17 protein-coding genes and 1 tRNA gene are annotated in these 12,062 nt (G+C 40.4%); 14 read left to right on the top strand and 4 right to left on the bottom strand.

The features are described from left to right. Window positions 1-16 precede the first annotated feature (16 nt). The 7 genes from lgt (at window position 17) to ACHSBP_RS01170 (ending at window position 4,627) form a co-directional block, all read left to right on the top strand. Window positions 17-808, top strand: a complete 792-nt coding sequence (gene lgt / locus ACHSBP_RS01200; protein ID WP_395387975.1) for a prolipoprotein diacylglyceryl transferase — start codon at window positions 17-19, stop codon at window positions 806-808. Beyond that, window positions 805-1,656, top strand: a complete 852-nt coding sequence (locus ACHSBP_RS01195; RefSeq protein WP_395387974.1) for a thymidylate synthase — start codon at window positions 805-807, stop codon at window positions 1,654-1,656. The genes lgt and ACHSBP_RS01195 overlap by 4 nt, the downstream gene beginning before the upstream one ends. A 24-nt stretch (window positions 1,657-1,680) precedes the next feature. Then, a complete protein-coding gene (gene galU, locus ACHSBP_RS01190; RefSeq protein WP_010560751.1) occupies window positions 1,681-2,559 on the top strand; it encodes a UTP--glucose-1-phosphate uridylyltransferase GalU in 879 nt (292 codons plus the stop codon). 88 nt (window positions 2,560-2,647) lie between these two features. Continuing rightward, on the top strand, window positions 2,648-3,247 hold the full coding sequence (locus ACHSBP_RS01185; RefSeq protein WP_010560750.1) for a FlgO family outer membrane protein: 600 nt from the start codon (window positions 2,648-2,650) through the stop codon (window positions 3,245-3,247). 11 nt (window positions 3,248-3,258) lie between these two features. Beyond that, on the top strand, window positions 3,259-3,900 hold the full coding sequence (locus ACHSBP_RS01180) for a FlgO family outer membrane protein (RefSeq protein WP_082428491.1): 642 nt from the start codon (window positions 3,259-3,261) through the stop codon (window positions 3,898-3,900). Window positions 3,901-3,910: 10 nt separating this feature from the next. Then, window positions 3,911-4,471 carry a FlgO family outer membrane protein gene (locus ACHSBP_RS01175; RefSeq protein ID WP_010560748.1) on the top strand — a complete coding sequence of 187 codons (561 nt, stop codon included), beginning with the start codon at window positions 3,911-3,913 and terminating at the stop codon, window positions 4,469-4,471. 79 nt (window positions 4,472-4,550) lie between these two features. Continuing rightward, window positions 4,551-4,627, top strand: a tRNA-Arg gene (locus ACHSBP_RS01170). Between the two features lie 211 nt (window positions 4,628-4,838). On the opposite strand, the gene ACHSBP_RS01165 is transcribed toward ACHSBP_RS01170, so the two are convergent. Then, window positions 4,839-5,987 carry a flagellar assembly protein T N-terminal domain-containing protein gene (locus ACHSBP_RS01165; protein ID WP_395387973.1) on the bottom strand — a complete coding sequence of 383 codons (1,149 nt, stop codon included), beginning with the start codon at window positions 5,985-5,987 and terminating at the stop codon, window positions 4,839-4,841. A gap of 111 nt (window positions 5,988-6,098) precedes the next feature. Here ACHSBP_RS01165 and ACHSBP_RS01160 point away from each other — a divergent pair, with 111 nt between their 5' ends. Then, window positions 6,099-6,566, top strand: coding sequence for an LPP20 family lipoprotein (locus ACHSBP_RS01160; protein WP_100914496.1), 468 nt, complete (start codon window positions 6,099-6,101; stop codon window positions 6,564-6,566). Window positions 6,567-6,594: 28 nt separating this feature from the next. Here the strand turns inward: ACHSBP_RS01160 and flgN are convergent, their stop codons facing one another. From flgN to flgA, 3 genes are all read right to left on the bottom strand, one after another. Continuing rightward, window positions 6,595-7,008, bottom strand: coding sequence for a flagellar protein FlgN (flgN, locus tag ACHSBP_RS01155; protein ID WP_010560745.1), 414 nt, complete (start codon window positions 7,006-7,008; stop codon window positions 6,595-6,597). Window positions 7,009-7,011: 3 nt separating this feature from the next. Next, a complete protein-coding gene (gene flgM / locus ACHSBP_RS01150) occupies window positions 7,012-7,332 on the bottom strand; it encodes a flagellar biosynthesis anti-sigma factor FlgM (RefSeq protein WP_010560744.1) in 321 nt (106 codons plus the stop codon). A 131-nt stretch (window positions 7,333-7,463) separates the two neighbouring features. Then, entirely contained in the window at window positions 7,464-8,120 is a 657-nt protein-coding gene (gene flgA / locus ACHSBP_RS01145) for a flagellar basal body P-ring formation chaperone FlgA (RefSeq protein WP_395387972.1), read from the bottom strand. A gap of 200 nt (window positions 8,121-8,320) precedes the next feature. Between flgA and ACHSBP_RS01140 the strand changes: the two genes are divergently transcribed. The 6 genes from ACHSBP_RS01140 to ACHSBP_RS01115 form a co-directional block, all read left to right on the top strand. Continuing rightward, entirely contained in the window at window positions 8,321-9,253 is a 933-nt protein-coding gene (locus ACHSBP_RS01140) for a chemotaxis protein CheV (RefSeq protein ID WP_010560742.1), read from the top strand. Window positions 9,254-9,270: 17 nt separating this feature from the next. Further along, window positions 9,271-10,095, top strand: a complete 825-nt coding sequence (locus tag ACHSBP_RS01135) for a protein-glutamate O-methyltransferase CheR (RefSeq protein WP_010560741.1) — start codon at window positions 9,271-9,273, stop codon at window positions 10,093-10,095. Window positions 10,096-10,158: 63 nt separating this feature from the next. Beyond that, entirely contained in the window at window positions 10,159-10,563 is a 405-nt protein-coding gene (flgB, locus tag ACHSBP_RS01130; RefSeq protein WP_010560740.1) for a flagellar basal body rod protein FlgB, read from the top strand. A 2-nt stretch (window positions 10,564-10,565) separates the two neighbouring features. Then, window positions 10,566-10,988 carry a flagellar basal body rod protein FlgC gene (flgC, locus tag ACHSBP_RS01125; RefSeq protein WP_010560739.1) on the top strand — a complete coding sequence of 141 codons (423 nt, stop codon included), beginning with the start codon at window positions 10,566-10,568 and terminating at the stop codon, window positions 10,986-10,988. A gap of 12 nt (window positions 10,989-11,000) precedes the next feature. After that, a complete protein-coding gene (locus ACHSBP_RS01120; protein WP_010560738.1) occupies window positions 11,001-11,687 on the top strand; it encodes a flagellar hook assembly protein FlgD in 687 nt (228 codons plus the stop codon). A 79-nt stretch (window positions 11,688-11,766) separates the two neighbouring features. Next, window positions 11,767-12,062, top strand: a 296-nt coding sequence (locus ACHSBP_RS01115; protein ID WP_395387971.1) for a flagellar hook-basal body complex protein, incomplete at its 3' end; no start/stop codon positions are given.

Below are 12,062 nucleotides of genomic sequence, written 5' to 3'. Positions count from 1 at the left end.
GGAAAGGTGGAAATAAGTGGATTTTCCAAATATTGATCCAGTGTTTATTGAGATAGGTCCAATAAAAGTGCACTGGTACGGCATGATGTATTTGATTGCGTTTGTAACGGCTTCATTTTTAGCATCGCGCGCGGCAAGTAAACCAAATAGTGGTTGGACTAAAGAGCAAACGAGTGACTTATTGTTTTACGGTATGCTTGGCGTTATTTTAGGCGGCCGTTTTGGTTATGTATTCTTCTATCAATTTAGCTACTTCTTAGAAAACCCACTGTACTTATTTAAAATTTGGGAAGGCGGCATGTCGTTCCATGGTGGTGTTATAGGTGTGGTAACGGCGATTGCCTGGTTTGCCAAAAAACAAAATAAAACCTTGTTGGGAGTAGGTGATTTTGTTGCGCCACTTGTACCGCTTGGTCTGTTTTTCGGCCGCATAGGTAACTTTATTAATGGTGAGTTATGGGGCCGCGCCTCTGATGTGCCGTGGGCGATGGTATTTCCAACAGGTGGCCCTGTGGCGCGCCACCCGTCGCAACTTTACGAAGCTATTTTAGAAGGTTTAGTGCTTTTTGCGATCATTCAGTTTGTAAATCGAAAGCCACGCCCTGAAGGCGTTATTGGTGGCTTATTCTTATTTGGTTACGGCTTCTTTAGATTTATTGTTGAGTATTTCCGTGAGCCCGATGCGCACATCGGCCTTTATGGCGGTGTGATTTCGCAGGGACAAATTTTGTCGCTTCCAATGATTTTAGCTGGCCTTGGTTTAATGTTCTGGGCGGCAAAACGCCAACAAAAAGAGTGTAACGCATGAAACAGTATTTAAAGTTATGTCAGCGTATTGTTGATGAAGGCCATTGGGTAGAAAATAAACGCACCGGTATTCGCTGCCTAACGGTGGTAAATGCTGATTTAGAATATGATGTTGCCAACAACAAATTCCCATTAATTACGACACGTAAAAGCTTCTATAAAGCGGCGATTGCCGAGTTATTGGGTTATTTACGTGGCTATGATAACGCCGCACAATTTAGAGCGATTGGTTGTAATACCTGGAACGCCAATGCTAATGAAAATAGTGCGTGGCTAAACAATCCGCACCGTAAAGGTGAAGATGATATGGGCCGTGTCTATGGTGTTCAGGGGCGTGCTTGGCAAAAGCCCGATGGTACAACGCTCGATCAATTGAAAAAGATTGTTGATAACCTTAAAAATGGCGTTGATGATCGCGCCGAAATCTTAACTTTTTACAATCCAGGTGAGTTTGATATGGGCTGTTTACGCCCATGTATGCACACACATACATTCTCACTGTTGGGTGATACGCTTTATCTAACATCTTATCAGCGCAGCTGTGATGTGCCGCTTGGTCTTAACTTTAATCAGATTCAGTGTTTTGTACTATTAGCATTAATGGCACAAATCTGCGGATTAAAAGCGGGTAAGGCGTACCATAAAATTGTAAATGCCCATATTTATGAAAACCAACTTGAGTTAATGCGTGATGTGCAGCTAAAACGCGAGCCGTTTGAATCACCAAGCTTAACCATTAACCCAAATATTAAAACGCTAGAAGATATTGAAACATGGGTGACTACCGATGATTTTACGGTGGAAGGCTATCAATATCACGAGGCGATTAAATACCCATTTGCCGTATAACTACAATTAAGGAAGAGAATAATAATGAAAGCAGTCATTCCTGTAGCAGGCTTAGGCACACGTATGTTGCCAGCAACCAAAGCTATTCCAAAAGAAATGCTTCCGATCGTCGACAGACCATTAATTCAATACATTGTTGAAGAAGTTGCCGCAGCTGGCATCAAAGAAATCGTATTGGTAACGCACTCGAGTAAAAACTCGATTGAAAACCACTTTGATACGAGCTTTGAGTTGGAAGCGACGTTAGAGCGCCGTGTTAAACGTCAATTACTTGAAGAAGTTCAGGCGATTTGTCCAAAAGATGTAACGATTATTCACGTACGCCAAGGTGAAGCAAAGGGGTTAGGGCACGCTGTTGAGTGTGCCAGACCAATTGTCGGCGATGCGCCGTTTGTCGTGGTGTTACCTGATGTAATTTTAGATAACGCGAGCTGCGACTTAAATAAAGATAATCTTGCCGACATGATTACCCGTTTCAATGAAACTGGCCACAGTCAAATAATGGTTGAAAAGGTTGCTGATGAAGACGTCGATAAATTTGGTATTGTGAATATTAACGGCAATGAACTACTACCTGGTGGCAGTACAGCAATCAAAAATATTGTTGAAAAGCCAAAGCGCGATGAAGCGCCTTCTAATCTTGCTGTGGTAGGGCGTTACGTTTTAGATAAATCCATTTGGCCGCTCCTTAAGAAAACGCCATTGGGCGCTGGAAATGAGATTCAACTTACCGATGCCATTGCAATGCAAATGAAAGAGCAGCAAGTCGATGCCTACTACATGAAAGGTAAAAGCCACGACTGTGGCTCAAAGCTTGGCTATATGAAAGCTAATATTGAATATGCACTGCGTCGTGATGACCTTAAAGATGAATTAAAGGCGCATATTCAGTCGTTACTTTAGTTTTTCAATGCTTTTTGAGAATGCCACTTCAAAGTGGCATTTTTTTTGCTTTATTTTTGTGATGTCAATGTGTTTGAAGGTGTCACAAATGAAACAAATTTTTTGCATTGGTTTTACTAGCCTTGTACTGTTGGGTTGCTCAAGTGAGCCTGTAATCACACAACCAATTGAAGCTAAAGTATTTAATCAAACCAATGTATCTGAACGAAATGTGCATAGCTTTGCAAAGCAGCTTGCCGTAACTATGTTTGATACCATGCCTAAGTTAAATGCAGATAATCGCATTGCAGTGGGAACCTTCTTGCCGGAGCAAGATCTCAAAGATAAACAAGACCCGCAATTGATGACCCTTGGCAATCAAGTTCAGGCAAGTCTACAGACACTTTTTACGCAAGTTGGTGCAAGCGTTATAGAATTTAAAACTTCAGAATATATCACAATTGCCGATACCCAAGACATTATGCTGACACGCGACAAATCACAGTTGTCTGATAACTTGGCTGTTGATTATTTTTTAACAGGTACAATCAGCAAGATTGAAACGGGCTTTTTAGTGAGTGCAAGATTAATAGACTTATCTGATAAACGGGTTGTTTCGGCAGCAACCGAAATGTTCCCAGCTAACGTTAATTGGCAGCAAAGCAAGATATCGTTACGTGATGGAAAACTTTATAGGAGTACATACTAATGAAGGTTCGCATGGTTAAATCAATCGGAGTCGCTTCAATAGCTGCTGTTGTGGTTGGATGTACTACATTGGGTAACAATACAACGGTTGCAGCTAGTGACGAAACAACTGAGCAAGTAGATAGTCGTTTTCAAGCTTACAGTGCGGATTCGTTTATGGCGAATAAGGGGACGGTTAAAGAAATTAAAAATATTAACCATTATGTGCGAGGATTAATGCATCAACTTGCAGATAATGTTAAATACGTTAACCAAAGCACTCCAATTGCTGTGACTAGCTTTGTGCTGCTTGATAGTGATTTACAAAAAACTAATTTAGTCGGTAATCAGATTGCTGAAAGTTTTATTCATGAAATTCATAAGCTAGGTTTACCTGTTTTGGATTACAAGACCACTGATTTTTTCCGAGTGAGTACGGAAGGAGACTATATTTTTAGTCGGGACTACATGGAGTTGCGTTCGGATTTACCAATAGATTATGTGTTATCAGGTACCCTAACGAAGCATCAGAAAGGGTATTTAGTCAATGCTAGAATCATTGGCATAAAGTCGAAAGCAGTTGTGGCGTCAGCGCAAGGGCTCGTGCCAGATTATGCGATAAAGTCACTGCAAAATACCAAAAACAACGATGGTATTCCGTTACGCAAAGGTTAGGGCAGTATTTATGAAACATTTAATCGCGGGAGTAGCAATACTTGCTTCTGGTTGTCAAACTACAGTGCAACAATCTCAAGAACAGAAGAAAGTGTATCCTGTTGCACAACATCAACCAGCGAATCGAATTGCACCAATTAATGACTATTTGCTTGATGAATATGCGGAACAAATCGCAATGAAATTGATGGCCAACCTTGATGCAGAGCCAGAACTGGTTCGTTTAGCCGTAACATCATTTGTCGATTTAGATGATAACCTACAGTATGCAAGTCGATTTGGAAATCAACTTGCTGAATCGATGCTGACAGAAGTTCAGGCATATGGTTTAAATGTAGTAGATCATAAAGTCATGCCAGTTGTTCGCATAGATGGTAATGGTGATTACACCTATTCTCGTGATGTTAAGCAACTAAACTCTCAAGGTGTTATAAATGCCGTGTTAAGTGGTACGTTACTATATAAAAGTAACGGTGTGGTGATTAACTCTCGCATTACTAGCTTGAGTGACCAGCGTATAATAGCCAGCGCCAAATACACCATCCCATACAGTGTTGCATTTGATGAATAGCACGTAAAGGTAAACTGTTGTTCCTATAAGTTGCTTGCTTTCTCTTTTTACTCTTTGATAATCTTGAATAAATGATATTGTTCTCGTAGCTCAGTTGGATAGAGCATTCGCCTCCTAAGCGAAGGGTCGCAGGTTCGACTCCTGCCGGGAACGCCATTAACGCCTATAAAGTTTTAACCCGTCTTTTTTGTTATTTGAACGTCATTAAACAGTCTTTTAAATCGAGCTATCTTTTATTGCTATGTAGCCGCGTGATTAACGTATTTCTTGAAGGTTACGTGTTTAACCCGAGTTATTTTGCGATAGAACAGGTTATTAAAACTAAATGCTAAGCTCTGGCTCTAGCCCTAGCCCTAGCCCTAGCCCCTTAGAAGCTTGCTAACGTAACCAAATCACCAATTTGTACGTTTGCCAGGAGTTTGTCGCCTATCACTTGGGCAATGGCGGTGTTTTGATTTATCTGAGTGACTCTCAACTGGTAATCAGTATTAACAATAAGCTGCTTTTGATTAAACCCTTTGCGCAGTGCTACTTGCAGCTTTTGTCCTTTCACTAGATTATTTTCAGCGCCAAGGCTAATGATCACGGTATCGTGATCCACGCTTAAAATACGTGCTTGCGCTGGAATACAGGCAAGATAGCTTGCTAAATCTTGGCCAAGCTTTAAGTTGATATCTGATATTGCTTGTCCATAAGGCATGGTCCAAAATTTTTCACTGTTCACATCGATACGGGCTGTTTTTTTGGTTTGCCAAGTGGCAAATGTATCGTAGTGTGTTTGTTTTAGCAGTTCGCCAGTTAAGCCATTGTATAGCGCCGTATTAATCGAGAAAAAACGTTCATAAGCTTTATTTTGCCAAAATGCTAACGATGAACTCTGTTGCTCACCAAGAGATAAGTCTTCTATTTGCGATATCCAGACAAACTGACTGTTATTTTGGTCGGCAATTTGTTGAATAAGGGCGCTTGAGTTGGCATCAAAATGCGCGGTGAACAGGTTTTTGGTATTAAGCTTACGGTTAATATCGGCTTTTGTGTTGAATAAATGGGTAAACTGATACAAATGCTTTGCGAGCTTTTCGCTGTATGCTTTTGGTAATTCAAAAATTTGACCATAAGTTGCATGGCTCGGAGTTTTAAAACCTGTTCTTGTTAGAGCCACATTCTTTTTAATCGATGAATTTTGGCAAGTCTCGCTATTATCTAAAATATCTAGTCTAAGTGTAATTGAGAGCGTGTTGTCTGATTGAATTTCATCAATTACTTCAATCTGATCGATTGCTCCATGAGAGTAAACTTGGGTACTTGGTGTTTGCCAAATGCCATTTACCACTTGCTGTAGACTAGTAACTTGCGCACCTGAAAAGAGTAAAGCTTGCTGAATAGCGTTTTCGGTTGCCATCATTCGAGCTTGCTCAACATTACCATTGCGTATTTTGGCTTGGCCGGTTGATTCATACCAAATTGCATGAGACGAAAAGCTCACAATAAAAAGAAGTAATACTAGATGTCGCATAGCGCAGCTCTCAATTTAAACCTTAGTCTGTATATTCAATTTCTGTACCAAACTATACAGTGGCGCGAAAATTGCTAAATCAAATGTAATATGCATTTGTATGGTGGCAACATGTTGAAATCAATTTTCAAAACGTCAACTCTGGTAACGAGCTTATATTTATTAGGTGGCTGTAGCCAACTGTTTGATAAACATATTGAATATGAATACCAAACACCAGATAACTACCCAGTGCTATATGCGGTAGGGTATGCACCGATCAGTTTGCAACCCGGTACAACAACCGAGCAAAAATCGATTATGGCAATGAAGGCATCAAAGCTTGAGGCTTATCGTGAACTTGCGGAACAAGTCTACGGACAAAAAGTTGACGCGCAAACGAGTGTTAAAGGCCTAATCGCTAGTAATGATACTTTGAAAGTACGTGTACAAGGTGTTGTACGTGGTGCGAAAGTAACAAAAAGCTACGCTGTGGGTGATACGTATGCAACAGAAGTAGAGCTAGATATGAAATTGGTACATGACTTATATATTGGTCAAACAAAACCAAGAAACGTAAAAAAAGTAACCTACTACTAGCAGGTTACTTTTTATTAGTAAATTCAGATTACGCTTTTAGCCCGCGAGCAATCGGGTTAGGTAGAGAGAAAGATTTGCCCGTTTTGTCGTATCCGGTATGACTTTTACCAAATAAGATATTCTTCAACTTTTGTGAAGCAATCTGGCTTTGATTTGCTGCTACTTGATTCACATCATTCTGCTTTTTGCAGTCAGCTAATACCTGATTAATTTGGTTGATTGTTGGCTGATATTCTGCTTTATCAATACCGTCTTGATCGATTAATTTGGCAATGTGTTGGTCACGTTGCTGAATGGACTGCAACGATGCAACTTTGCTTTCAACAACAGATATTAAAGATTCATGATCGCGCGCAACTATAGCTTCTAATTCCTGCTTTAGGATGTCAGCCATAGTATTCAACTCATCAAGTTGTTGCGCTAATATCTGTTCTAGATTCATAAACTATCGACCGAAAAGTTTAAATTCAAGCTTATTGATATTTTCAGCAAGCTTCTCTGCATCAATTTTGTATTCGCCGTTAGCGATCGCTTTTTTAAGCTCGTTTACTTTTTTCTCATCAATACCTGATGATTGCTCCGCTTTTTCATTTAGCTTTTTAAGCTGTTGAGCTTGCGGTGTAATGCTCACTGAATCGCTAGTTGCCTTTGCAGTAGCAGTATTCACTTGCACTTGTTTATTAGCAGTTTCAGACGCTTGCTGCTTAGAGCTTTCAAGCCTGACGTTTGCTTGGCTGTTTGAGCCTTGATTTATTTGATTAACCATGACAGTTCTCTCTACTAAGATTTCACATCTTATGTATCGGCATCTCGGGTACAACCTTTAATAAAAAATGCACTATTTTTATTAAATTTGTAACCTCTTATTTAACCTGAAATTTCTACTAGAGTACAGCGCTAAATTGTGACTTTTACCAGCTCAGTGTTTAAAACTCTTGCCTGAATTTTCTTTTTAGATTTTACATTGCGAATACTAATGTTGTCGCCTATGCGTCCATCTTCAAGCGCTTCACCTTGTGTTTTAATTGTCATGCCTTTAAAGCTTGCCAAAATAGTAATTTTATCGCCTTTACAAATAGTACAAATATAATTGTAGTTGATAGTTTGTCCCGCACGAACATTTCGTTTACTGCGGCTACCTATTAAGTTAGTACTCGATTTAAATTGATTCGAACGCGTTAAGTGTTTTGCAACTTGCTTGCTGGTTAAATGTTGTGCGGTAATTCGTTGCCCTTTACTGATCCCTTTTGCTGCCGTAATCACTTCAACGAGCTCTAATTGCTTTACATGCACAAAAACTTGCCAATTATTTTGGTCTAAACACTTAATTTTTATAGTAGATTGCCGATTAGTATTGATAGGATTTGCGGCACTTACTTGCAACTCGCGCTGACATGTTCGCGTTTTAATACGAGTGTCGAGCGGTAACGCCGTAATCGACAACTGCGAATTAGGGTGTTGGTTAGGGTTGGGTTGTTTGTTATCGGCAACATAATCTATTGCGATTTGCTGCAATTCTAACTTACTGTAAACCTTTGCTTTGAGTGAAGTCATAGCAAGCGCAGTAATTTGTATTAAAATAAAGAAATAAAGATTTTTTTTAAACAAACTCATAATGTTTCGACTATGCTTTATGGGTAAAACAAGGTATAACTAGCGAGTGTCAAAATTATGGCACATCAAGGTTATACGGTAGTACAATAACAAAGAAGCAAGAAGTATTCCTTTTCATTGCTTCAAGTTAGGAGATTGAAATGGCAGGCATTTTAGATTCGGTTAATCAGCGAACGCAACTCGTAGGTCAAAACAGGCTGGAGTTGTTGCTGTTTAAGTTAAAAGGCAGGCAGCGGTTCGGAATTAACGTATTTAAAGTACGTGAGGTTTTACAATGTCCTAACTTAACGGCAATGCCAAAATCTAATCATTATGTTAAAGGTGTGGCGCACATACGTGGGCAAACAATTTCAGTTATCGATCTTTCTTTAGCTATCGGTGGCCCTGGGATCCAAGATACAAAAGATTGTTTTATTATCATCACTGAATATAACCGTTCAGTGCAGGGCTTTTTAGTCGACTCGGTTGAGCGTATCGTTAATATCAACTGGGAATCAATTATGCCACCGCCGTCAGGTTCGGGCCGTTATTCGTATTTAACTGCAGTAACTGAAATCGAAAAGGAACTGGTTGAAATACTGGATGTAGAAAAGATCCTGAATGAAATTTGCCCAGTAAACACCGAGGTGAGTGCTGATTTGGTTTCAGATGGTGAGATGCAAAAAGACCTTGGCGAACGTATTGTATTTATTGCCGATGATTCGACAGTTGCGCGAAACCAAGTGAAACGCGCGCTTGAGCCATTAGGCGTGCAAACTGAGGTGGCAAAAAATGGACGCGAGGCGCTAGTTCGCCTGAAAGAAATTGCCGAGAAAGATTGTCAAAGTGTGGTCACTGAACGAGTAGCGCTACTTATTTCAGACGTAGAAATGCCAGAAATGGATGGGTATACGCTAACAGCCGAACTAAAGGCTGATCCCAGAACAGCACCGCTTCATGTTATATTACATACATCACTCAGTGGTGTATTTAATCAGGCGATGGTTGAAAAAGTCGGAGCTGATGATTTTATTGCGAAGTTTAACCCAGACGAGTTAGCTACTGCGGTTAAAAAGTGGGTTCATGAAGATTAGACCAGCGAGTAATAAACTTGAACAAAAACTTAGATGATAAAGAATATCAGCAATTTAAAAGCTTTTTAGAGCAGCAATGTGGCATTGTGCTAGGTGACAATAAACAGTACCTAGTAAAGAGTCGTCTTGCACCTTTAATGGCAAGGTTTGATGTCGACTCTTTATCAGAATTAGTGACTAAAACGCTTAGCCCGCGTGAACGTCAGTTAAGGGCTGCAGTTGTTGATGCAATGACAACTAATGAAACCCTGTGGTTCCGTGATACATATCCATTCGAATTGCTTAAGAATAAACTTTTCCCTGAACTTTCGGAGCTGCGTAGACCTATTAAAATTTGGTCTGCTGCAAGTTCTTCAGGGCAAGAGCCGTATTCAATCGCTATGAGTGCCGCTGAATTTAAGCAGTCAAAGCCAGGGGCGCTAGCGGGCGTTAATATTGTTGGTACAGATATATCTAACACCATGTTAGATATCTGTAAAAATGCTGAATACGATTCGCTTGCGCTGGCACGTGGCCTTTCACCTGAAAGGCGTCGCAAGTTTTTTACGGATTCAGATCACGGTATGGCAAAAGTGAACGATGATATAAAGCGGATGGTGAGCTTTCGCCACTTAAACTTGTTAGATTCGTATGCACTTATGGGGAAATTTGAAATCATTTTTTGTCGTAATGTATTGATTTATTTCTCACCGGAAGTTAAAGCAAAAATTATTAAACAATTTCACCAAGCCCTTAGCCCTAAAGGGTACTTATTTCTAGGCGCGTCAGAATCTATGACCGGATTAAGCGAGGATTTTGAAATGATCCGCTGTAATCCAGGTATCATTTATCAAAAAAAATAATTAGTCAGTAGCTCTGGCTTACTATTTGCATAACTTCTTCAAAGTCACTTTTTTGGAGAAGTTATGGCTATCAGTTTTGACAGAGCACTCGGCATTCATCCGCAAGCTACTCTTGCTCGTTCGCAAAGAGCAGAAGTGCTAGCAACCAATATTGCTAACGCAGATACGCCAAACTACAAAGCGCGAGACATCGATTTTTCAAAAGCCCTTGAACAGGCTAAATCGAGCCAATCTAAGCGCTTGTCGACCACTCACGAAAAACACTTCGATCTATCTATTAATAGTTTAGAAAGTAACACCTTGTATCGAGTACCCACTCAGCCTGATACCGGTGACGGTAATACTGTGGATATGCAGGAAGAACGTAGTAAGTATGTTCAAAACGCAATGGAGTACCAAGCGAGTATTAACTTTTTAGGCGGTAAGTTTAAAGGCTTGAAAAAAGCACTAGGTGGGCAAGGGGCATAATTATGAGTCTATATAATGTATTTAATATTTCTGGTACTGGCATGAGTGCACAATCTGTGCGTTTAAATACGACTGCAAGTAATTTGTCTAATGCTAACTCAGTGAGTTCAAGTGCGGATGAAACTTATCGTGCGCGTCATCCTGTTTTTTCTGCAGAATTGAGCAAAGCGGTTAACGCACAACAAGGTGAAGCGGTTGGAGTAAAGGTGCTTGGTATTGTTGAAAGTGACAAACCGCTTAAGCGTGAATTCAATCCAGAACATCCGCTGGCTGATAAAGATGGCTTTATCTATAAGCCGAATGTCAATGTTGTGGAAGAAATGGCAAATATGATTTCGGCATCACGTAATTACCAAACCAATGTTCAAGTAGCTGATGCAGCGAAACAAATGCTGTCTCGTACTCTGCGCATGGGTCAAAACTAATAGGAGCTGATCATGACAACAAACGTGAGTAACGATAGTTTTATTGATTCAGTTAAATGGAAAACACCTACAGGTGTTCCTGAACAAAATGATAACGATCAGCTAAAACAAGAAGATTTCTTTGCATTGTTAACGCAGCAGTTATCGTATCAAGATCCGACAAAACCTGCGGATAACGATCAGATGATTGCGCAAATGACAAGCTTTTCGATGGCTGATGGTATTAGCCAACTGAATGCAAACTTTGAAAGCTTTGCTTCAACGATGACTTCGAATTCTGCACTACAAGCATCAACATTGGTTGGTAAAGATGCACTGGTGCCATCAACGGTACTTGAACTGAGGGATGGCAAAACATCTACAGGTAGTGTGGCGCTGGATACCTCTGCTCATGATGTCACCGTAAAAATCAAAAATGCAGCGGGTGAGGTTGTTCGCACGCTGGATATTGGTTCGAAGACTGCGGGCGCAGCAAAGTTTGAGTGGGATGGCAAAGATGAAAGCGGTAATCCGTTGCCACCTGGCAATTACGCGATGACAGCGGAAGGACGAGTCGCAGATGGTGAGTATATGAGCTTTCCAACTGGAGCGTTTTTGAACATTTCAAGTGTTAGTTTAAAAGGCACACATGGCTTGGTACTTAACACGGGCGCTGGTTCGATTAATTTAAGTGATGTTGTCGAAATCGCTCAAGGTTAATCTTGGCATTAAAGTTGAATAAATAACTCCGAGTAAGCAGTTTCCTAACAATCAGGACTGCGAGTTTAAGAGGTGAATTATGAGTTTTAATATTGCATTGACGGGATTAGCTGCGGCACAAAAAGATCTCGATGTAACCGCAAACAACATTGCGAACGTAAACACAACAGGTTTTAAAGAGTCACGGGCTGAATTCGCAGATGTATATGCTGCGTCGGTATTTAGTTCGGGCAAAACAAAAAATGGTGATGGTGTGCAAACTACGGTTGTGGCACAACAGTTTAACCAAGGTTCATTACAGTTTACTCAGAATGCGCTTGATCTTGCGATTACCGGCGAAGGTTACTTTGCGATGACTGATTCATTATCATCGCA

Origin of the sequence: Pseudoalteromonas sp. XMcav1-K, assembly GCF_044005875.1 — a bacterium.
GTDB classification, from domain to species: domain Bacteria; phylum Pseudomonadota; class Gammaproteobacteria; order Enterobacterales; family Alteromonadaceae; genus Pseudoalteromonas; species Pseudoalteromonas spongiae.
Note: the sequence above shows the minus strand (reverse complement) of the source record. Positions and strands in the feature narration are given on the sequence as shown.